15 protein-coding genes and 1 pseudogene are annotated in these 21531 nt (G+C 62.4%); 8 read left to right on the top strand and 8 right to left on the bottom strand.

The window, feature by feature from the left end; genetic code table 11:
- Positions 1 to 74 precede the first annotated feature (74 nt).
- From RW095_RS11375 to RW095_RS11395, 5 genes are all read left to right on the top strand, one after another.
- On the top strand, positions 75 to 2732 hold the full coding sequence (locus tag RW095_RS11375; RefSeq protein ID WP_317019126.1) for a ligase-associated DNA damage response DEXH box helicase: 2658 nt from the start codon (positions 75 to 77) through the stop codon (positions 2730 to 2732).
- Positions 2729 to 3391 carry a ligase-associated DNA damage response endonuclease PdeM gene (gene pdeM / locus RW095_RS11380; protein ID WP_317019128.1) on the top strand — a complete coding sequence of 221 codons (663 nt, stop codon included), beginning with the start codon at positions 2729 to 2731 and terminating at the stop codon, positions 3389 to 3391. The genes RW095_RS11375 and pdeM overlap by 4 nt, the downstream gene beginning before the upstream one ends.
- Positions 3392 to 3726: 335 nt before the next feature.
- On the top strand, positions 3727 to 5115 hold the full coding sequence (locus tag RW095_RS11385; protein WP_317019130.1) for an FAD-binding oxidoreductase: 1389 nt from the start codon (positions 3727 to 3729) through the stop codon (positions 5113 to 5115).
- Between the two features lie 199 nt (positions 5116 to 5314).
- Positions 5315 to 5905, top strand: a complete 591-nt coding sequence (locus RW095_RS11390; protein WP_128596408.1) for a BPSL1445 family SYLF domain-containing lipoprotein — start codon at positions 5315 to 5317, stop codon at positions 5903 to 5905.
- Between the two features lie 236 nt (positions 5906 to 6141).
- Positions 6142 to 7629, top strand: coding sequence for a SulP family inorganic anion transporter (locus RW095_RS11395; RefSeq protein ID WP_317019825.1), 1488 nt, complete (start codon positions 6142 to 6144; stop codon positions 7627 to 7629).
- A gap of 71 nt (positions 7630 to 7700) precedes the next feature.
- On the opposite strand, the gene RW095_RS11400 is transcribed toward RW095_RS11395, so the two are convergent.
- Complete coding sequence (locus tag RW095_RS11400; protein ID WP_317019131.1) at positions 7701 to 8240, bottom strand: YbaK/EbsC family protein; 540 nt, start codon at positions 8238 to 8240, stop codon at positions 7701 to 7703.
- A gap of 203 nt (positions 8241 to 8443) precedes the next feature.
- On the opposite strand from RW095_RS11400, the gene RW095_RS11405 reads away from it, so the two are divergent.
- Positions 8444 to 9769: a YihY/virulence factor BrkB family protein gene (locus RW095_RS11405; protein WP_317019133.1), complete on the top strand. Its 1326-nt coding sequence runs from the start codon at positions 8444 to 8446 to the stop codon at positions 9767 to 9769.
- Positions 9770 to 10169: 400 nt separating this feature from the next.
- Positions 10170 to 11357, top strand: coding sequence for a porin (locus RW095_RS11410; protein WP_317019134.1), 1188 nt, complete (start codon positions 10170 to 10172; stop codon positions 11355 to 11357).
- Between the two features lie 249 nt (positions 11358 to 11606).
- Here RW095_RS11410 and RW095_RS11415 read toward each other — a convergent pair whose 3' ends face one another.
- From RW095_RS11415 to RW095_RS11445, 7 genes and pseudogenes are all read right to left on the bottom strand, one after another.
- Complete coding sequence (locus tag RW095_RS11415; RefSeq protein ID WP_317019135.1) at positions 11607 to 12479, bottom strand: proteasome-type protease; 873 nt, start codon at positions 12477 to 12479, stop codon at positions 11607 to 11609.
- Between the two features lie 293 nt (positions 12480 to 12772).
- On the bottom strand, positions 12773 to 13573 hold the full coding sequence (locus tag RW095_RS11420) for a transglutaminase family protein (protein WP_317019136.1): 801 nt from the start codon (positions 13571 to 13573) through the stop codon (positions 12773 to 12775).
- A 10-nt stretch (positions 13574 to 13583) separates the two neighbouring features.
- On the bottom strand, positions 13584 to 14534 hold the full coding sequence (locus tag RW095_RS11425) for an alpha-E domain-containing protein (protein WP_027801590.1): 951 nt from the start codon (positions 14532 to 14534) through the stop codon (positions 13584 to 13586).
- 142 nt (positions 14535 to 14676) lie between these two features.
- Positions 14677 to 16086, bottom strand: a complete 1410-nt coding sequence (locus RW095_RS11430) for a circularly permuted type 2 ATP-grasp protein (RefSeq protein ID WP_128590837.1) — start codon at positions 16084 to 16086, stop codon at positions 14677 to 14679.
- Positions 16087 to 16473: 387 nt separating this feature from the next.
- Positions 16474 to 16926 (bottom strand): HU family DNA-binding protein, encoded by a 453-nt coding sequence (locus RW095_RS11435; protein ID WP_128590839.1) that lies wholly within the window; start codon positions 16924 to 16926, stop codon positions 16474 to 16476.
- A 357-nt stretch (positions 16927 to 17283) separates the two neighbouring features.
- A complete protein-coding gene (gene pdxR / locus RW095_RS11440; RefSeq protein ID WP_317019139.1) occupies positions 17284 to 18759 on the bottom strand; it encodes a MocR-like pyridoxine biosynthesis transcription factor PdxR in 1476 nt (491 codons plus the stop codon).
- A 92-nt stretch (positions 18760 to 18851) separates the two neighbouring features.
- Positions 18852 to 20240: pseudogene (locus RW095_RS11445) on the bottom strand (peptide MFS transporter); the annotation flags it as partial.
- Positions 20241 to 20888: 648 nt separating this feature from the next.
- On the opposite strand from RW095_RS11445, the gene RW095_RS11450 reads away from it, so the two are divergent.
- The gene (locus tag RW095_RS11450; RefSeq protein WP_317019141.1) at positions 20889 to 21461 is read left to right on the top strand and encodes a cupin domain-containing protein; all 573 of its coding nucleotides are present in this window, start codon (positions 20889 to 20891) and stop codon (positions 21459 to 21461) included.
- The last annotated feature ends 70 nt before the right edge of the window (positions 21462 to 21531 follow it).

Consider the following 21531-nt stretch of genomic DNA (forward strand, 5'->3'; position numbering starts at 1 on the left):
CATGTACGGTCCACACAGAACCCGCACTGCGAATAATCGCCGCAATGCGAACCTGATGCTAATGAGCGCTCCCGATGAATGAACCTGTCGATCCCGACAACCGCGAAGTTCCACCGCCAACGGCCATGCCGGAGCGGCGCCGCGCGCCCCGTCCGCGACGCATTCCGCGCAGCCGCGAGCAGCAGGCGCGGCTTGACGCGCGCGAGCCGGCATTCGAGCCGCTGCCATTCGCCATCGACGAAGATGCGATGCGCCGCCCTTTCGCCGACAAGCTTCACGCGTGGTTCGAGACGCGCCGCTGGCAGCCTTTCGACTTTCAGCGCAAAGTCTGGCGCGAAATGGAACGAGGCGCGAGTGGATTGCTGCACGCAACCACCGGCGCGGGCAAAACGTGGGCCGTATGGTTCGGCGCGCTCGCCGCCTTCGCTCCGAGCGTGCCGTCCGCACCCACTGTCACACGGAAACGAGCGGCAGGCACTCAGCCGGAGCCGCTCACTGTTCTCTGGATCACGCCGATGCGCGCACTCGCGGCCGACACCGCGCGCGCATTGCAAAGCTCGGCGACCGAACTGGCCGTGCCGTGGACAGTGGGCCTGCGGACCGGCGACACATCCACCGCAGAACGCGCGCGGCAAAACCGGCGCATGCCGTCGGCGCTGATTACCACGCCCGAGAGCCTGTCGCTCGTCCTGACGCGAGCTGATGCACGCGAAGTACTGTCGCACCTGAAACTCGTGATCGTCGACGAATGGCATGAGTTGCTCGGCAACAAGCGCGGCACGCAAACACAACTCGCCCTTGCGCGCCTCGCGCGTTGGAGACCGGAACTCCAGGTGTGGGGTTTGTCGGCGACACTCGGCAACCTTCCGTTCGCGGCCAAGGTCCTGCTCGCGCCTGTCAGAACGCCGCGCGTGAGCGTGCACGGCAAGCTGCCCAAAGCATTGATAGTCGATACGGTTATTCCGGAGACCATCGAGCGATTTCCGTGGGGCGGCCATATGGGCATGCGCCAGGTCGAGGCGGTCGCCGACGCTATCGGCGAAGCGCATACGTCGCTCGTATTTACGAACACCCGCTCGCAATGCGAGGTCTGGTATCAGGCACTGCTCGAAGCGCGGCCCGAATGGGCGGGTGCAATTGCATTGCATCACGGTTCGCTCGATCAGGAAGTCCGCGAGTGGGTCGAGCGCGGCTTGAAGAGCGGCATGTTGAAAGTAGTTGTATGTACATCGAGCCTGGATCTCGGCGTGGACTTTCTGCCGGTGGAGCGTGTATTCCAGATCGGCTCGCCCAAAGGCGTCGCGCGTTTGATGCAGCGTGCAGGCCGCTCCGGCCACGCGCCGGGGCGTCCGTCTCGCGTGACGATCGTGCCTACGCACGCGCTGGAACTCGTCGAAGCGGCCGCGGCGCGGGAAGCGGTTGAAAAGCGGCAAATAGAAGGCCGCGAAACGCCGGAGAAACCGTTCGACGTTCTGGTTCAACACCTTGTGACCGTGGCGATCGGAGGCGGCTTCAACGCGCGCGAGCTGTACGACGAAATTCGCGCCGCGTATGCGTACCGGCATCTCACGCAAAATGAATTCGATTGGGCATTAGGTTTCGTGGAAGGCGGCGGCACTGCGTTGCGCGCGTATCCGGACTACCATCGCGTGGTGCGGGAAAGCGACGGTTTATATCGCGTGCCACGCGAGGACCTCGTGCGGCGGCATCGCAACAACGTCGGCACTATCGTCGCAAACGGCACGCTGAATGTCGCTTATCTGGCGGGCGGACGCATCGGCGCAATAGAAGAGTCCTTTGTTTCGCGGCTTAAACCGGGCGATATCTTTACCTTTGGCGGACGCGCGCTGGAATTGATTCGCGTGCAGGACATGACCGCGTGGGTCAAGCGCGCGGCGTCGGGACGCGGTGCAATGCCGCAATGGGCAGGAAGCCGCATGCCGCTCTCTTCTGAACTCGCCGAGGCGACATTGACGATGCTCGCGCGCGCCGCGGCCGGCATCTATGACGAACCGGAAATGCGCGCGGTTCGGCCGCTGCTCGAACTGCAGCAGAAGTGGTCGGCGTTGCCGGAGCCTGGCGTGCTGGTCGCAGAAGTACTCAAATCGCGCGAAGGGCACCACTTTTTCTGTTATCCATTTGCAGGGCGCACCGCGCATATCGGTCTGGGCGCATTGCTCGCATGGCGAGTGGCGCGCGAGAAGCCGGGCACGTTCTCCATTTCAATGAACGACTATGGTTTCGAGCTGTTGTCCGCGCAACCATTCGATTGGGCTGCGGAACTGGAGAGCGGTTTGCTGGCCCTTGCAGAACTTGACCACGACATACTCGCGAGCCTCAATTCGTCGGAGCTCTCCAAACGGCGTTTCCGGGAAATCGCACGGGTGTCGGGACTCGTGTTTCAGGGGCACCCGGGCCAGCAGAAAAGCGCACGGCAATTGCAGGCTTCCAGTGGCCTGTTTTACGATATTTTCCGCAACCACGACAGCGGCAATTTATTACTCAATCAGGCGGACGCCGAAGTGCTATTGCAAGAACTCGACGCTAAACGCATTCGCTCCGCGCTCGAACGGATGAATGAAAGCCGCCTCGTTCTCACGCGCCCGAAAAAACCGACGCCGTTCGCGTTCCCGCTCATTGTGGGACGCTTACGCGAAAAGATCAGCACGGAGAAGCTTGCGGATCGCGTCGAGCGAATGCTCGCGGAACTGGAAAAGGCGGCTCGCGCATGAAGCCTGCTTCGTTGCCGGTCGAAATCGCCGGACAGGCACTCGTGCTGTCGAGCTTGCGCACGGCGTTCGATCCCGCGCTGCGCTGTCTTTTCGTTGCGGATGCGCATTTCGGCAAGGACGCGGTATTCCGTGCGCGCGGCGTTCCCGTGCCGGTCGGCTCCACTGCCGACAACCTGATGCGCCTCGACATTCTGATCGCCGAATTCGAACCGGCCACGCTCGTATTTCTCGGCGATCTGCTGCATGCGCGCGAGGCGCACGCCGACGAAATACTCAATGCGTTGCACGTCTGGCGCGCCCGGCATGCGGCGTTGCGGGTCGTGCTCGTTGAAGGCAATCACGATCGGCATGCGGGCGCCTTGCCCATTACGCTCAACGTCGACTTTGTGCAGGAGCCCTGGCGCATGGGACCGTGGGCATTGTGTCATCACCCGCAGAACGTCGAAGGTGCTTACGCACTCGCCGGCCATTTGCATCCCGTGTATCGAATCGCAACGCGCAACGACTCCGTTCGCGTGCCGTGCTTTCGTTTCGGCCCGCAATATGGCGTATTGCCCGCGTTCGGCAGCTTTACCGGAGGTGCGCGCGACGACGGCCGCGCCAGTGGAGAAAGAATCTTTCTAGTGGCTCACGAGAAGGTCATCGAGGTGCCTCGCTGATCACGCACGCAGCGCACTGCCGCGTCGCTTTTGTCATATGTGTCGTTGAGCAACGCTCGCACAGCTGCCGATCCAACACTTTCAAACACGATCTTTTCTGCAAGCACATGCATTATTGACCGCGCAAGCGCCGCTGTAGTGCCGCCTCGGGTCCGCGGAAGCCCGCGCTGCGGGCATCCGCGCGAGCGTCGAGCCGCACGCGGGTTTACGTGCGTTTGACTAAATCAGACAGCCCCGTTTACTGGACGCTGAACCAACCTGTCAAGAATCTTGCGATCTACCTGGTCAGTCAACGGTGCTCAACGAGCGCCCTCACCAAACCTTGGAGACAAACCATGGCTCAAGTGTCGAACAGCGCCATTGAGGAACTGAAAACCGCTGTACGTGGGCAGCTCTTGCTGCCCGACGATGCCGGTTTTGACGAAGCACGCAGCATCTGGAACGCAATGATCGACCGCCGCCCTGCGATGATCCTGCGCTGCGCCGGTGTCGCCGACGTGCGGCGCGGCGTGGCCTTCGCGCGTGACAACGGTCTGCCGCTGGCGATTCGCGGCGGCGGTCATAACATTGCCGGCAGCGCGTTGTGCGACGATGGCCTTGTGCTGGATTTCTCGCTGATGAAATCGGTGCGAATCGACCCGTTCGCGAGACACGCGTACGTCGAACCGGGCGCGACCCTCGCTGACTTCGATCATGAAGCGCAGGCCTTCGGACTTGCGGCGCCGCTGGGCATCAATTCGACCACTGGCGTCGCAGGCCTGACGCTTGGTGGTGGTTTCGGCTGGCTTAGCCGCAGATACGGGATGACGGTGGACAACCTGATTTCAGCCGACGTCGTCACCGCCGATGGCGAATTGCTTCGCGCCAGCGCCGAATCGAATGAAGACCTGTTCTGGGCGATTCGCGGCGGCGGCGGCAACTTCGGCGTGGTCACGTCATTTGTTTTCGCGCTGCATCCGGTGGGACCGATGGTGTACAGCGGACTCGTCGTATTACCGCTCGATCAGGCGAGGGACGCCCTCGTCAAATATCGCGCGGCAGCCGCGGACATGCCGGACGAACTCAGTGTGTGGGCCGTTCTCCGGCTCGCGCCGCCGCTGCCGTTCCTGCCCTCCGACGTGCACGGCCAGCCCGTCATCATCTTCGCGATGTGCTATACCGGGCCCACCGCGGACGGCCCTTCGGCGGTCGCGCAAGTGAAGACCTTCGGCACGCCGGTCGGCGAACATCTCGGCGAAATGCCCTACACGATGTGGCAAAAGGCGTTCGACCCGTTGCTCGCGCCTGGATCGCGCAACTACTGGAAGTCCCACAACCTCGCCGGCATCGACGATGGCCTGATCGAGGCACTGCTCCAGTCGATCCAGAATCTGCCGTCTCCGCAGTGTGAGATTTTCTTTGGACAGATTGGCGGACAAACGCAGCGCGTACCTGTGAACGCAACAGCCTATTCGAGTCGCGACACTCAATACGCCATGAACGTGCACGGCCGCTGGGAAGATCCCGCCGACGACGACCGTTGCATATCCTGGGCGCGCGCATTTTTCGACGCATCGGCGCCGTTCTCGCTCGGTAGCGTCTATGTCAACTTCATGACGCAAGAAGAAGCGGGCCGCGTCGCCGACGCGTACGGTCCAAACTATGAACGGCTCGTCGCCGTAAAAAGCCGTTATGACCCGCACAATCTCTTCAGTCACAACCAGAACATTCGCCCGGCCGTGTAACGCTGGAACGTGACAAATCGCCAGCCCGCGTGCGCAAACTCCTTGCCACGCGGGGCGCCATGCCGCCTTTGCGCGGGCGACATGTGCAGGCACGCGAAATGCTGCTTTATCATTGACACCGGTCTAACGGCCGAGGTCACGGCATTACCGTTTCATCGATAAAGAAAAACCACCTCGATAACGTAAAAGGACAAATAACATGCGCAGACGACAATTCATCACGACGGCCGGCGCGGCTTTCGCTACCGCGAGTCTCGGCCTCGCCGGTTGCACCACCACGTCCTCGTCTTCGAACGGGTCGGCGTCCGCCAACGCCAGCAAGCGCGATACGATCAACGCGGGTGTCGACTCAACGCTTTCGCGTCTGTACGCGAACGTCAGCGGTTCGCGCGAACTCGTGGCGAAAGCGCGCGGCGTGCTGGTGTTTCCGTCGGTGATCTCCGCGGGCTTCTGGGTTGGCGGCCAATATGGCGAAGGCGCGTTGCGCGTGGGTGGCCGCACGAGCGGCTACTACAGCACGGTGGCCGGCTCGTTTGGCTTGCAGATCGGCGCACAGTCGAAAGCGCTCGTCTTCCTCTTCATGACGCAGGAAGCACTCGACAAATTCCTCAACAGCCAGGGCTGGGCAGCCGGCGCTGACGCGACCGTTGCCGTGCTGAAGGTCGGCGCGAATGGCGCGATCGATACGTCGACCGCGACGAGCCCGGTCGAAGCGTTCGTTCTGACGAACGGCGGCCTGATGGCCGGCGTATCGCTCGAAGGCACGAAGGTCTCGCGCCTCATCATCTGATTGACGTCAGAAGCCACGCGGCCGCCTTGCGGACCGCGTGGCGATGGTCTTGCGCTTCTCTGCGCGATCAAGCCAGGACGCTGCGGGCGCTGCCGGTCAAAACCACTGACCTGCTGTAAAATCCACCCCTTTCGCAAACGCCCGGCCCCCGAAACACCTCGGGCCAGGACGCTCACGTTGCCACGCATCTGCACCTCCCGATGCAGCGTTCGCCGCGGCAAACCACCTCGCTCAAGATGAATACCGCTAGCCCTACTCACGGTTGGCCCGCAAGGCTTTCCGGCATCCGCGCCAATGTGCTCGCGGGTCTGACCTCGTCGTTCGCGCTCGTTCCCGAATGCATCGCGTTCGCGCTCGTCGCGCACCTCAATCCGCTCATGGGACTGTACGGCGCATTCTTCATCTGCACGATCACTGCGCTATTCGGCGGCCGCCCAGGAATGATTTCGGGCGCGGCCGGTTCGATGGCGGTTGTTATCGTGGCGCTGGTCGTTCAGCACGGCGCGCAGTATCTGCTCACTACCGTAATACTCAGCGGCGCTCTGATGGTGCTGTTCGGCGCATTGCGGCTCGGCAAGCTGATTCGCATGGTCCCGCATCCGGTGATGCTCGGCTTCGTCAACGGACTCGCAATTGTGATTGCCACCGCGCAGCTCGCGCATTTCCGGCAGAGCACGCCGCAAGGCGAAGCATGGCTGCACGGCAGCGCTCTCGCGATGATGTGCGGCCTCGTCGCGCTCACCATGCTGATCGTTTATGTACTGCCGCGTCTCACGCGGGCAGCGCCGCCCGCGCTGGTGGCGATCGTCGGCGTGGGCGTATTTGCGCAACTGCTGCATCTGCCTGCGCGCACGCTGGGCGATTTGGCGCACATCGCGGGCGGGCTGCCGAGTTTCAATCTGCCTGACGTCCCGCTGAACGTGGAGACGCTGCAAGTCGTGCTGCCGTATGCGGTGCTGATCGCGATTGTCGGTCTGCTGGAGACGCTGCTGACCTTCAATCTGACCGATGAAATCACCGGGACGCGCGGCCAGCCGAATCGCGAGTGTCTCGCGTTGGGCGCGGCGAATATCGCCTCGGGTCTGTTCGGCGGCATGGGCGGTTGCGCGATGATCGGTCAGACGATGATCAATCTGCATTCGGGGGGACGCTCGCGCCTTTCGGGCATTGTCAGCGGCGTGATGATCCTGATGTACATCCTGTTCCTGTCGCCGCTCATCGAACGCATTCCTCTGGCGGCGCTGGTCGGCGTGATGTTCGCGGTCGCGCAGCAAACTTTCGCGTGGGGTTCGCTGCGCGTGCTGGGCAAGGTGCCGCGCAACGACGCACTCGTGATCGTCGCGGTCACGCTCATCACAGTGTTTTCCGACCTGGCGATCGCCGTGTTGTGCGGCATCGTGATTGCGGCGCTCAACTTCGCGTGGCAGCACGCGCGCGAAATTCACGCGCATGTAGAAGACCGTGCCGGCGACAGAATCTATGTGCCGCGCGGCACGCTGTTTTTCGCTTCCACCACGCGTTTTCACGAGTTGTTCGATCCGCAACAGGATCCGGCGGATGTCACGATCGACTGCAGTCATCTGCTGCTCGCGGATCATTCCGCGCTTGCCGCGCTGCAGGGTCTTTACGAGCGTTATCGCAAAGCCGGCAAGCAGCTTCGCGTGAAGAACCTTTCCGAGCGCAACCAGCGCTTGCTGAGCCGCGCGGGTGTCGGGTTCGCCTGAGGGGTGGCTTGAGGGCTCTCTGGCCCTCGCGCCATGCGGCGTGCTCCCGAGAGCGGGCACGCCAACGACATTCACTCCGCGGGCAACGTCAGGTCAGCCACCTCGCAACGCGGCCACTGGCGCAAAACGTCGGGTGCCAGCAAAAGCTTCGCCGCGCGGATGCCGGCTCCCATGACGATCTGCGCACGCTGCATCACGGCGGCATCGACGAGAATGCGCCAGTCCGCCGGCAATCCGAAAGTCGTAATGCCGCCGAACTCCATTGCGCTCAGTTCGACCGCGACCTCGCGTTTGGCGAACGACAGCCGCTGCGCGCCGAGCGCCGCCTTCACCGCGCCATTGACGTCGAGTCGCACCGATCCTAGTGAAACGAGCGCCGCGTAATGCTCGCCGCCGTCTTTCTTATAGCGCACCACGATCGTATTCGCGCAGTCTTCGAGACCAAAGCCGTAGCGCGCGCTGAAAGCGGCGGTGTCCGAAGCGTCGTCGGTCACGGAAAAAACCGTTACGCCTTGCGGCGGCAACTGCGCGAGAACATGCGCGGGCAAATGCGCGGCGAGTTCTTCCGCGGGGATCACGTCCAACTGCGTTAAGGCTTCGTGCGAATGCATGGCAGTCTATAAAAGTAGATGAGGTAAGCCATCGCATTCTAGCGGCAACACGCATGAGCGCGCGGGAGAGTGGCTCGCCAACTAACGCGCTTGCTATAGTCACAGGCACAAGGTTTGCGAAAGACAGCGATACGAGGCTGCGCCTCGCTGGCCGAGCGGCTCGCGCGTGCCGGCCGGCGCCTGTACCCATCGAGACTTCGACCATGGACATCGACACGCTTTCCGCCGAGAACCTCCAGCATGCGGCTCGCAAGCAGGCCAACTGGGCAATCGGAGCGCTCAAGCAGTTCTCCGAAGACCGCTGCACGGCAATGGCAGCGAGCATTGCGTTCTACGCCGCCTTTTCCCTCGCGCCGACGCTCGTGATGGTGATCGCAGTGGCCGGCTGGTTCTTCGGCGCCGAGGCCGCGCGCGGCGAACTGTTCGACCACATTCACGGGCTGCTCGGCGACCAGGCCGCGGCGGGCGTGCAGACCATCGTCGAGAACGCGCACCACAGCGGAAGCGCGGGCGGCGTCGCGGCCATCATCTCGTTCTCGATGCTGGCGATCGGCGCGTCAGCCACTTTCTCGTCGCTCAACAGCGCGCTCAACGTCGTATGGCCGAACACGGGCCCACGCACATCGAGTGTGATCGCACTGGTGCGCGTGCGGCTGATCTCGTTCGGCCTGGTGCTCGGTGTCGCCTTTCTGCTGATCGTCTCTCTCGTGCTCGATACGGTGATCACGTTCATCGGCAAATGGCTATGGGGCGACTCGCCGTATGTCGTGATCGGCAATCTGCTGCAACTCGGCGTGGGTTTGCTGGTGCTCGCATTTGCGTTCGCCGGCTTGCTCAAATTCCTGCCGGACGCGAAGGTGCGTTGGCGCGACGCGCTGGTCGGCGGGATCGTCGCAGCGGTGCTGTTTTCGGCTGGCAAGAAGCTTTTCGCGCTGTATCTCGCGCATGCCGGCATGGCAAGCTCGTTCGGCGCGGCGGGTTCTCTCGCCGTACTGCTGATGTGGCTGTACTTCTCGGCTGCCGTGCTGCTGCTCGGCGCTGAGTTTTCGGCAGCGCGGGGCCGACTTAGCGACCCGCGCGGTGGCTGGGGCATGCAAGGCGACTCGCCGCCGGGCAGCCGCGCGAAACTCGCGTCGGTGTTGGCGGCGTCGACGGTTCCGGCAAACGCGGCCTTGCACGCCGACGCCGACGCGTTCCGCAGCGACGCGCCGACGGCTGCCCTCGACACCGCCCACGCGGAAACGGGAGCCGCCGGACCGGCGACTCACGACCCACGGCGCTTGCAACTACGTAAAAAGGCGTCGGCGCGCGCGACCGCGCTGAACGTCGGACGCTCGGTGATATTGGCGGAAGCCCAGGCGACCCATCTCGCCGCGGTCACGTTACTCGGGGCCAGCCGCAAAGCGGTCGAGGCAGATCGCTACGTGCGCAAGCACCCGTGGAAATCGGTAGCACTGGCCGCGGCCGCCGGCCTCGCGGCGGCCACCATCGCGCGTCACAACCGTGACGACGACATCGCGCAAAAGTAGCGCGACGGCTGCGGCCACCGTTTTGCCCCTCGATGGTGCGCGTTGATCACAATCGGCGGAACATGTCTAGTCCGCTTTTCGGCGGAGTCGCGCCTCGCCCGCCAGCACCCACTCCAAAACCCGTAGTCCGCGTTTAGACGACTTCATTACAAGTTGCTTACATATAAATGCCGAAACGGCCCGTTCTGATTCGGTCTCAGTCAACAAAACAACAATAATGCGAATGCAACGAATCAGTATTGCTAAAAAAGAAACAATCCCAAAGCCGCTTTAAATACAAGGCTTTGCGACGATTGTCGGTTTTTGGCGACACTCTTTTTTTTCCAGTTCTTACCGATTGACGCCGTGAGCTATTCTCCTTTCCGCAACAAGTAAACCAATCATCTGCGTGGAGAAATGGATGAAACGAATCGCACTGTCTACCCTCTCGCTGGCGCTTCTCGGCGCTACCGGCGCCGCACACGCTCAAAGCAGCGTGACCCTGTATGGCTTGATCGATGAATCGATCCAGTTCGCGCACAACACTGTCGACGCGACGGGCAAAAACACGAATCAAGTGGGCCTGGTCGCTGGCAACCTGCAGGGCAGCCGTTGGGGCTTGAAGGGTACGGAAGATCTGGGCGGCGGTCTGAAGGCGATTTTCCAGTTGGAAAACGGCTTTGATCCGAACAACGGCCGTCTGAACCAGGGCGGCCGCATGTTCGGTCGTCAGGCGTATGTCGGCTTGACCGGCGATCAGTGGGGTACGTTCACGTTGGGTCGCCAGTACGACCCGCTGGTCGATCTGGTTCAACCGCTGACGGGTGACAACTTCTTCGGTTCGACGTTCACGACGCCGGGCGACGTGGACAACAACGACAACTCGTCGCGTACGAACAGCGCCATCAAGTACACCTCGCCGGTGTGGGGCGGCTTCCAGTTCGAAGGCATGTACGCACTTGGCGGCGTCGCCGGTCAAACGGGTTCGGGCCAGTCGTGGGCGGGCGCTGCAACGTACGGAACGGGTCCGTTCAGCATTGCAGCCGGCTACTTCCACATGAGCAACGGCAACACGCTGGCTAGCCGCACGGCTGGCACGCCGCCGACGGCTGGCTGGAATGGCAGCACGTCGGACGGCACGTTCGACAACCAGGTCAACGGCGCATACGCCGCGGCCAAGTCGATCGGCATCGCTTCGGTTGCTGTTCAATACGTGGCAGGCCCGTTCACGGCTAACCTGCGCTACAGCAACGCACAGTACAAGCCGGACGCGTTCTCGGGCTTCGGTTCGACCGAGAAGTACAACGTCGGCGGCGCATACCTGGGCTACCAGGCAACGCCGGCACTGCTGGTTGGCGTTGGCTACATCTACACGAAGGCTAGCGGCGACGCGAGCGCAACGTACCACCAGGTTTCCCTGGGCGGCGACTACAACCTGTCGAAGCGCACGGACGTCTACCTGGTCGGTGCTTACCAGCACGCCAGCGGCGATCAGCGCGCTTCGAACGGTGCACTGGTCAGCGCAGGCGCGGCAATCGGTTCGTACGGCTACAACTCGGCTTCGAGCTCGCAAGAGATCGTCAGCCTGGGCATCCGCCACAAGTTCTAATCGAGCTTGACGGACTGCTGAAGCTTACGCAGTTCAAAACCAGCCACGGGCGAAAGCCGGTGGCTGGTTTTTTTTCGCCCGTCGCTTTTGATTACGGTCATCAACGGTTGAACGACACCACAAAAAGAAAAGGCCGCCGACGCACCCGCAAAGCGAGCTTGTGACGACCTCTACTTCGATTAAATCGCACGCTATGCGCCGCGTCGATTCCGGCACGCCGGGGAAGCAAACGCGAAATCCCCCGAACGGCTACCTGCGCTGCGCCTTGCCCTTCTCCGCCTGCGCCAAAGTCTGCGTGGGCTTGACGTCGAGATCATGTTCGATGCCGTCGGCACCCACCGGCGCACGATGCATCACAAGCGCGCGCTCGCGCTGCAGCATCGGCACATTGGGCGATTCCTGCCAGTCGGGGTCGGGGATCTCGCCGAACACCTGACGCAGCCGCTCGCCCCACGTGCGATGAATCATCTCGAAGTAAGCGTTGTCGTGATCGATCGACACAAAACGCGTAACACGCAGCGAATCCTTCTCATAGACCAGCAGATCGAGCGGCAGACCGACCGACAGGTTCGAGCGCAACGTCGAGTCCATTGAAATGAGCGCGCACTTTGCGGCTTCGTCGAGCGGCGTGGACGGCGTGAGCACCCGGTCGATAATCGGCTTGCCGTATTTCGCCTCGCCTATCTGAAAATACGGGTTGACCGCGGAGGCCTCAATGAAGTTGCCCGCCGCATAGATCATGAACAGCCGGGGCCGGTTGTCGGCAATCTGCCCGCCGAGAATAAAGCTGCAATTGAAGTCGACTCCGAATTCCTGCAGCGCTTCCGCCTCCCGCTGATGCACGCAACGCACCGCGCGGCCGATCACGCGCGCCGCGTCAGCCATGGTCGGCGCGCTCCAGAGCGTGGGCTGCGACGGATCGCTCGGCTCCGACAGTTCGTGCAACACGGCCTGCGTAAGCGACAGATTGCCCGCGCCCAGCAGCACCAGCATGCGCTCGCCCGGCTGCTCGAACACCGACATCTTGCGGGCGGTGCTGATGTGGTCGACGCCCGCATTGGTCCGCGTGTCCGAAAGGAACACGAGGCCCTCGTCGACGGACATCGCTACACAGTAAGTCATAAGAGAGGATACCCGCGAAAAACGACTAAACGGCGCTATTGTAATGCGGCGCGGATGCGCCTCTATACCGTATTACGGCCCCGGCGGGTTTGTTCTTGATAGTGGCGAACACTGGCACGAGCGGACAGCCGCGGTGGGCGCTACGCGAAACGTCCCGGGTGAAAGCGCAGGCGCTCGACAAGCGCCCGCACAAAAGGGACTCGTGTACCCGGCAGTCGCGGACCTAACGCTAACGCGGCCGAATGCAGCCTACACCGCGCCGCCTTCCGCACGCTGCCGTGCCCTGCCGCGATCTACTGCGACATCTGCGCGCTGACCGTCACGGAAACTTCCAACTCTTCTTCCCTGCCGCCGATCCGCCGGCCGCGCACCGGCGCCGCGGCCTCGTAGTCGCGCGCGACCGCCAGCCGGCAGTAGATTTCGCTCGCAAAGGCCGCATGCGTGACGTCGATCGAGACCCAGCCCGTGCCGTCCAGCCACACGTCCACCCATGCATGGCTCGCCGCATGCGGCACGTCGCCAGGTTCGATATAGCCGCTCACGTAGCGCGCCGGAACGCCGCGCGCGCGGCAGCATGCGAGCATCAGATGCGCATGGTCCTGACAGACGCCGTTGCCGAGCGCGAGCGCCTGCGCGGCCGTGCTGGTGACCTCGGTGATGCCGGGGTGGTACTTCACGCGCTCCACGATCCGCTCGGACAGCGCGATCAGACCCGCCGAACTGGTGAGGCTCGGGACTGCCCCCGCCAGTTCGCGGATCGCCGCGTCCGCTTCGGTCAGACGCGTCGCGCAGGTGAAGTGCTCGAGCGGAATCGGGCCGACGTCGTCGAGCAGGCGGCCGTCGAGCAGCGCAATCGTCTCGACCTCGCCCGACACCTGCAGCCGGATCTCGCTGTGCGGCTTGTTGATGACGAGCGTATGCAGCGCGTTGCCATAGGCGTCGAAGGCCGCGTCGAGCTTGCCCGGCGTGTCGATGCTCCAGCGCCGCACCATCTGAGAAGCGCCGTTGGCCGGCGTCAGGCGTAATTGCTGGATCGAATAATGGACAGTCGCTTCATAACGATAGGACGTGTCGTGGCGGATCGTCAGGTACATAAGCACTCCGTCAGGCGACTGGCAGCATGAGATAAGTACGCGCGACGAGATTGCCCAGCTCGAACACGCGAGCGAGGAACTGCGTCAGGTAGGCGTGCAGGCCGGCTTCGAAGATCTGCCGGATGTCGGAGTACAGCAGTTCGGCGCGCAGCTTGCCGGCAAAACGCTCGCACTGGTTCGAGCCGGACGTGCGCAGCATCGCCAGATTCGCGCAGACGCCTTCGAGCGAGGCCAGCAGCGAACGCGGCATCTGCTGGTTCAGGATCATCAGTTCGACCACGCGGGCCGGCGTGACGACATCGCGATACACCTTGCGGTAAATTTCCAGCGCGGACACAGAGCTCAGTATCGAAGTCCAGTAATAGAAGTCTTCGAGCTGACGCGCGGCGTCGCGTGAATTCGGTTCGACGTCGGCAAAGCGCACGTCGAGAATGCGCGCGGTATTGTCGGCGCGCTCGAGAAAAGTACCCAGCTGCGTGAAGAAAAACGCGTCGTCCTGCAGCGCCGTGCCGATCGTCACCCCGCGCGAAAGATGCGAACGGAACTTCACCCACTCGAACAACGCGCCCGGATTGGCGGCCGCCTGGCCAGACGATATGCGCTCGTTGAATTCGAGCCACGTATCGTTGATGGTCTCCCACCATTCGGTCGTCAACGTACCGCGCACGGCACGCGCGTTTTCGCGCGCCGCCTGCAAGCACGAGTGGATGCTCGAAGGGTTGTTCGCGTCCGCCACCATGAAGTCGAGCACGTGTTCGCGCGTCGGCTCGTCGTAGCGTTGCGCGAACGCCGTTTCGAGTTCGGAAATACGCAGCACCGAACGTTGCGCGCGCGCCTCCTGCTCGGGTGTCTGCGGCAGCAAAAGCGCCTTCAGGTTGATGTCGAGCATGCGGGCGGTGTTCTCCGCGCGCTCCATGTAGCGGGCCATCCAGAATAGGTGATCGGCGGTGCGGCTTAACATGACGGCGTTCCGTATCTGATGACGCGAAGCTCTGTGAAGTGAAAGGCTCGCGCTGGTTATCAGTATGCGCCGGCGGCTTCCTGATCAATGCCCCGGCGCGCTGGGTTGCGGGCGCGGTGGTTGCAGCCGCGCGGCGACTGCGTCAGTCGACCATCCACGTGTCCTTGGTCCCGCCTCCCTGCGACGAATTGACGACGAGCGAGCCTTCCTGCAACGCGACGCGAGTGAGTCCGCCCGCGACCATCGTGACGGTCTTGCCCGACAGCACGAAGGGACGCAGATCGATATGGCGCGGCGCGATGCCGGCTTCGACGAACGTGGGGCAAGCGGACAGCGCCAGTGTGGGCTGAGCGATATAGCCCGCCGGCCGCGCGATCAGACGCTCGCGGAACGCTTCGATTTCGGCCTTCGTCGAAGCAGGTCCGACAAGCATGCCGTAGCCGCCCGCGCCATGTACCTCCTTCACGACCAGTTCCGGCAGATGCGCAAGCGTGTAAGCCAGATCGTCCGGCTTGCGGCACTGGAACGTGGGAACGTTGTTCAGAATCGGCTTCTCGCCCAGGTAGAACTCGATCATTTCCGGCACGTACGGATAGATCGATTTGTCATCGGCGATGCCGGTGCCCATCGCGTTCGCGAGCGCGACGCGTCCCGCGCGATACGCAGTCAAGAGGCCAGGCACGCCGAGCGCCGAATCGTTACGGAACGCTAGCGGGTCGAGAAAATCGTCGTCCACACGGCGATAGATCACGTCCACACGCTTGGGTCCCTGCGTCGTGCGCATGAACACATAATTGTCGTCGACGAAAAGATCTTTGCCTTCCACCAGTTCGACACCCATCTGCTGCGCGAGGAACGTGTGCTCGAAATACGCGGAGTTGTACATGCCCGGCGTGAGTACCACCACGACCGGATCGTCGACGCCTTCGGGCGCCACCGAGCGCAGCGTATCGAGCAGAAGATCGGGATAATGCGCGACCGGCGCAATGCGGTTCTGTACGAAAAGCTCGGGAAAAAGCCGCATCATCATCTTGCGGTTCTCGAGCATGTACGACACACCCGACGGCACCCGCAGATTGTCTTCGAGCACGTAGAACTCGCCTTCGTCGCCAGCGCGTACCACGTCGACACCGGCAATGTGCGCGTAAACACCGAGCGGCACATTCACGCCCTGCATTTCCGGCCGATATTGCGCGTTGGTATAAACCTGTTCAGCGGGAACGATGCCGGCGCGCACGATCTTGCGATCGTGGTACACGTCGTGGATAAACAGATTGAGCGCCCGGACCCGCTGACGCAGACCCGCTTCGAGCGTCTTCCATTCGCTGCGCGGAATGATGCGTGGAATCAGGTCGAAGGGAATTAGCCGCTCGGTTCCCGACAGGTCGCCGTTCACCGCAAACGTAATACCGACCCGGCGAAACAGCAGGTCCGCTTCGGCACGCTTGCGTGCGATCGCTTCGTTTCCCTGCTTCGAGAGCCACCGTTCGAAGCGCGCGTAGTGTGGCCGCACGGCATCGTCATGATGACGCATCTCGTCATAGCATCGCATGTCACGCCCCGCTCTTGTTGTCGGATAGAAGGCGAATGCGCTGCGCATTCGGTGTTCGATATTCGTTCAAGCAAGCGCTATGCCATTCGGCTTTCAGCGCGTGAAACCGCAGACGTGCACACGAACAGCGCATAGCGGGGCGGAGGGTCTCGTTGTCATCGTACTGCGGCGGCACGCGATGCGCTAGTACAGTGCACGCACGCATTGCCGATGCACCGCGTCGCGCTTTCGGGCGCCTGCGGCGCGCAAAACGGGCGCAAAAAAATCCCCGTGGATTTTCATCCACGGGGATTCATACGACTTGCAGAGCGGAATTGCAGTGCGCGAGGCCCGGAGGTCAACCAAGGCGAACTGTGGTCAACCGCCTCGCCGACGCGCGATGCGCGATTAGCCTGCTGCAGCGTCCTTCAGCTTCTTCAGCGGGCGTGCCTTGATGCGCACGCTAGCCGGCTTGGCCGGGAACCAGCGCTCTTCGCCCGAGAACGGGTCTTTGCCGAAGCGCTTTTTCTTGGCCGGCACAGCTTGCACGACGATCTTCAGAAGACCCGACAGCGTGAATTCGCCAGCGCCCTTCTTGTGAACTGCGCCGAGGATCGTGTCTTCGAGCGCGGCCAGGACGGCCTTCGCAGCCTTCGGTTCCACAGCGGCGCGTTCAGCAACGTGTGCAGCCAGCGAGGCCTTCGTGAAGGTGTCCTTGATCGGCGACGGTGCGCTGGACGCCTTCACGGCGACCTTCTTAGCTGCGGCAGCTTTCTTCGCAGGGACTTTCTTTGCAGCAACCTTCTTGGTCGGTACCGGGGCAGCAGCCTTCTTGGCCACCTTTTTTGCGGAAGTCGGCATGTTTCTCCTACCTGTTGTGGTCAGTGAATTGCACGAAGCGCATACGGTATGTGCACGCTTCAACGCCGGATTCTACAAGCGCTAATGCGATTTGCGCGACTCTTTTATGTATAACAGCGCAGGTTTGTTGCGCGGCGCAGACTGCACGACACGTTTTGATGCTTGTTTCAGGGGGTAAAGTGCTTCGGCGGGTCCGGCAACACCGACACGTAAGTTGCGTTACAAGCGGTTTCAGTGCATGTATAGCGGCACATTCTGCACGGCACGATGGATCGACGCGTGCCCTCGCCTGGTCGTTTTTAGCGCCGCGTGAATCTTTGCAGCCATCGCGTCACATCGGCAGTCTCATTTCCCGGGCTATGAAGCGAGGCCCGCAAGGATGCCCGCAAGCTTTTCGAGCGACGTGTCGATATGTTGCTCGGCAATGTTGCCGTAGCCGAAAATCAGACCGGCCTGCGGTTTAACGCGCTGATAAAAAGGCGCGAGTCCATAGAGACCGATTGACGCCTCGCGCGCGGCCATCACCACTGCCTGCTCCGTCAGCGGCGCTCGCAGGCGCGCCGCCATGTGGATGCCGGCGGTCGGCACGATCGGCTCGAACCAGGGTGAAAGACCTCCTTGCAGATGTTCGAGCAGTCGCGCCCGGCGCGCCGCGTAGGTCTTGTGCATGCGCCGCAAGTGCTTGGCGAAATCGCCGTTGAGCATGAACGACGCAAGCGCGGTTTGGGTGAGCGTGCAGCCGTGCCAATCCGCAATCTGCCGTGCCTTGTAAAGCGGCCCGTAAAGCGACGCGGGCGGCACCACGTAACCGACCCGCAACTCTGGAAAGATAGTTTTCGAGAACGTGCCCACGTATGCAACCAGGCCGGCACGGTCGAGGCTTTTCAACGGCTCCATCGGCCGGCCTTCGAAACGGTACTCGCAGTCGTAATCGTCCTCGATGATTACGGCGCCGCGTTTCTGCGCCCATTCGAGCAGTTCGACGCGACGCTCGAGACTCATGGGCATGCCCAGCGGAAACTGATGCGACGGCGTCACGTAGACCAGCCGCGCGTTTTCCGGCAGCTTGCCGACGATCAAACCTTCGCGGTCGACGGGCACGTGCGCCACGCGCGCACCGGTCGCCGTGAAGCACGCATGCGCGGGCGGATAACCGGGATCTTCGATGGCCGCGACTTCGCCGGGGCCGAGCGTCACACGCGCGAGCAAGTCGAGCGCGTGCTGCGCGCCTTGCGTGACGATCACCTCTTCCCAGTTGCTCGACACCGCCCGATTGAACGCGAGGTAGCGTGCGATCGCGAGACGCAACTCCTGTTCGCCGGCTGCGTCGCGATAGGTCCCCTGTCCGCGCGCCTGCGCACGCAACGCGTGATTCACACAGCGGCGCCAGACGTCGAATGGAAACAGTGTCTTGTCGGTGGCGCCGCCGACGAAATCGTATGGCGACGGCACCGATGGCCGCGGCACCGGCAAGCTGTCGGGCATCTGCTCCCACAGCGGTTGTGCGCGCGCGGCGTCCCGCCTGCCCTTCGCACGTTCACGCGACGAGTCCGCCACGCGCGCATGCGGCGAGCGCTCCACCGGCAGGCGCTCGAGACCATCGGCGACGAACGTGCCCGATCCGGCCCGCGCGGTGAGATAGCCTTCGGAGAGAAGCCGTTCGAATACGTCGAGCGTTGTCTTGCGCGACACGCCCAATTGCGTCGCGAGATCGCGCGTTGACGGCAGCCGCGTGCCGCCGGCAAGACGCCCTTCGAGTATGCCGGCTCGCAACTGTCGATAAATCTGTCCGGACAGATCGTGATGCCCTTCTACGGCGATGTGGATTTCCATTTGACCGGCTACCTGAGATGTCCGCGCCATGATACTTCGGCGAGGCCGAACGGCAGCCGCAAACTGAACCCACCGCGTTGCGGCGAACTCGCTTATTCCGTCACCGCGCCGCCGGGCGTTGCAGACTGCGTTGCGCCGTCGCGCGCCTCGTCGCTGCATCGCTGATGTTCACGCGACAGTTTGCGCATCAGCGGCAACAGCAGTACCGCGACGAGCGCACCGGCGGCGGCAAGCCAGCCGAGACCGGTGAAGAGCTTCGTATAAAGCGGCAACGACACGAGCGGGTCCATGTCGCCGGCCGGCATCTGCGCGAAATTCGCGACCACGCTGCCCAGATACTGCGACACACCGGTTGCCACGAAGTACGCGCCCATCATGAAGCCGCTCATGCGCGCGGGTACGTAGCGGGCGATCATCGCGAGGCCCAGGCCGCCCACCAGCAGTTCGCCGAGCGAATACAGGCCGTAACCGCCGACCATGAACCACGACGACACGCGTCCGTTCACAGCAGACTGACCGCTTGCCGCATAGACGAAGAAGCCGGCCGCCACCACCGCGAAGCCGAACGCGTATTTGACCGCGACCGGAACGTCGTTGCCGCTCTTCGCGAGCCGCGTATAAAGCAGCGCAAGCAACGGGCTCAGCAGCATGATCCAGATGGGATTGAGCGCCTGAAATTGCGCCGCGCTCCACGTAAAGAGCGTCATGCCGAACAGCGAGAACCGCGGATCGACATTGCGCAGCGCGAACAGCGTGAGCGACGTGGACATCTGCACATAGAACACGAAGAAGAGGATCACCTGAGCCGTGAGGATCAACGCAGCCACGAGACCCGCACGCTCCGAGCGTTCGCACTTGAGCAGCATGTAGCCGAAAATAGCCAGAATCGCGACGCCCGCCGCGTACACGCAGGCGACCGCGATCGCCTTGTGCTGCAGCACGAACATGGTCGCCGCGCCCAGTGCGATGCCACCAATCGCGACCGCGCCGACGCGCCGCCAGCGTACCGGTTCGGCATCCGGCGCGGAGCCGATATGCGCGAGCGTGCGAAACATCACGAAGAAGTTCGCCACCGACAACAGCATCCCCGCGCAGCAGACGCCAAAGGCGGTATGCCAGCCCCAATGGTCCTTGATCCACGGTGTGGCTAGCATGGACACCGTCGAGCCGATATTGACCGCCATGTAGTAAATCGTGAACGCGCTGTCGATGCGCGCGTCGTCGCCTTCATAGATGCGCCGCACGAGATTGGCCGCGTTCGCCTTGAAAAGGCCGTTGCCCACGACGATCACGCCAAGCGACGCGTACATGAACGCAAGCTGGTCGTTGGGCAGCGCCAGCATCAGATAACCGGCGGCCAGCACCACGGCGCCGAAAATCATCGTGCGGCGCGCGCCCAGAATCTTGTCGCCGATCCAGCCGCCTATAGAGGGCGACGCATAGACGAGCGCGGTGAACGCGCCCCATGTGAGTGTCGCGTGGCAGACGCGTTCCTTTTCGACAATCTTCCTGATCGAGATGTGGGAACGTTTCGGCTACTACGGCATGGCCGCGCTGCTCGTGCTGTTCATGATCGACAAGCTGCACTTTGCGGACAGCACCTCTTGCTTGAAACAGTTGTGTACGGCGGCGAGAACTTGTCAGTCGCCGCGAACCATCGAATTGCGGAAAACGGCCCGACGGCCATTAGTTGTCGGGCCAGGCGTTCGGGCTTGCATCTCGCTAGCCCATACTTAGGGATTCGGGAGCGGCATCAACCTGGCTCGCGCGGTCGCGTGCGTGAGTGGATGCGTGAGTCCGCGCCTGATTACATGCCTGCCCAGGCGCATGCCCAGGTGCGTGCGCGGAAATTGTCCTTCGTGTCATGCCTTTGTCGTCTTGATATTCAATTTGCATAGCGTTGCAAACGGCCGAAGCCTGGCGCGATCCTGGAGGAAGAGACGCTCGGCTTTAGCGATGTCATCGGTCAAATTGGCCGGAGGTCGTGTGGCTTCTGGCAACATAGCGTGCTGTCTTGAAAAATGCGGCGCGTATCCAACCGGGGCTCCAGGCCCGCAGTCCCGGCAAGGCGTCATCAAACCATATTTGTATATATCAAACAAATTTTGACGGGCTAATTTCCTCCTGCTATGGTCACGACAATTCATAAGAGCAATGCGGCACTCGAAATAGGCAGCAAGATCCGCGCGTTGCGGCAACGACTCAAGCGAACGCTGGACGACACGGCAACCGCGGCGGGAATTTCCAAGCCGTTTTTGTCACAGGTGGAGAGAGGTTTGGCGTCGCCCTCCATCACGTCGCTTGCCGGTATCGCTTACGCGCTGGGAGTGACGGTGCAGTATTTCGTCGACACGCCTAGCGAAGAGCGGTCCGTGAGCCGCGGCGATCAGTTGAAGTTTTTCGGTTTCGCGGACTCGGCCAATCTGTTTGCCCGATTGACCAATGTGACGGGCGGCCGTCAACTCGAGGCGATCCTCGTGAGAATGCCGCCGGGGCAAAAGCGTTCGGAAGTCACGACGCATGCCGGTGAAGAGTTCATGTATGTGATCGACGGCGAAGTGTCGTTGACGCTGGAAGGCAAGACGTTTGTGCTGCGCGCGGGAGACAGCGCGCATTACGAATCGACGGTGCCGCACAGCTGGGTGAACACCGCTCGCGTGGAGTCGGTGGTTGTCTGGGTCGGCACACCGAGACTGTTTTAAAGAAGCGGGCTACTTTTCCGGTTCATCCGGCAGGGACAGCCTGCATTACCAAATGTAAGGATTCCTGCAT

This window comes from Paraburkholderia kirstenboschensis (assembly GCF_032806925.1).
Taxonomy (GTDB): Bacteria; Pseudomonadota; Gammaproteobacteria; order Burkholderiales; family Burkholderiaceae; genus Paraburkholderia; species Paraburkholderia kirstenboschensis.

What these genes read in the sequence shown, in the direction of transcription:
- RW095_RS11375 (WP_317019126.1), top strand. Translation starts at nt 75, where the DNA reads ATGAATGAACCTGTCGATCCCGACAACCGCGAAGTTCCACCGCCAACG.
- pdeM (WP_317019128.1), top strand. Translation starts at nt 2,729, where the DNA reads ATGAAGCCTGCTTCGTTGCCGGTCGAAATCGCCGGACAGGCACTCGTG.
- RW095_RS11385 (WP_317019130.1), top strand. Translation starts at nt 3,727, where the DNA reads ATGGCTCAAGTGTCGAACAGCGCCATTGAGGAACTGAAAACCGCTGTA.
- RW095_RS11390 (WP_128596408.1), top strand. Translation starts at nt 5,315, where the DNA reads ATGCGCAGACGACAATTCATCACGACGGCCGGCGCGGCTTTCGCTACC.
- RW095_RS11395 (WP_317019825.1), top strand. Translation starts at nt 6,142, where the DNA reads ATGAATACCGCTAGCCCTACTCACGGTTGGCCCGCAAGGCTTTCCGGC.
- RW095_RS11400 (WP_317019131.1), bottom strand. Translation starts at nt 8,240, where the DNA reads ATGCATTCGCACGAAGCCTTAACGCAGTTGGACGTGATCCCCGCGGAA.
- RW095_RS11405 (WP_317019133.1), top strand. Translation starts at nt 8,444, where the DNA reads ATGGACATCGACACGCTTTCCGCCGAGAACCTCCAGCATGCGGCTCGC.
- RW095_RS11410 (WP_317019134.1), top strand. Translation starts at nt 10,170, where the DNA reads ATGAAACGAATCGCACTGTCTACCCTCTCGCTGGCGCTTCTCGGCGCT.
- RW095_RS11415 (WP_317019135.1), bottom strand. Translation starts at nt 12,479, where the DNA reads ATGACTTACTGTGTAGCGATGTCCGTCGACGAGGGCCTCGTGTTCCTT.
- RW095_RS11420 (WP_317019136.1), bottom strand. Translation starts at nt 13,573, where the DNA reads ATGTACCTGACGATCCGCCACGACACGTCCTATCGTTATGAAGCGACT.
- RW095_RS11425 (WP_027801590.1), bottom strand. Translation starts at nt 14,534, where the DNA reads ATGTTAAGCCGCACCGCCGATCACCTATTCTGGATGGCCCGCTACATG.
- RW095_RS11430 (WP_128590837.1), bottom strand. Translation starts at nt 16,086, where the DNA reads ATGCGATGCTATGACGAGATGCGTCATCATGACGATGCCGTGCGGCCA.
- RW095_RS11435 (WP_128590839.1), bottom strand. Translation starts at nt 16,926, where the DNA reads ATGCCGACTTCCGCAAAAAAGGTGGCCAAGAAGGCTGCTGCCCCGGTA.
- pdxR (WP_317019139.1), bottom strand. Translation starts at nt 18,759, where the DNA reads ATGGAAATCCACATCGCCGTAGAAGGGCATCACGATCTGTCCGGACAG.
- RW095_RS11450 (WP_317019141.1), top strand. Translation starts at nt 20,889, where the DNA reads ATGGTCACGACAATTCATAAGAGCAATGCGGCACTCGAAATAGGCAGC.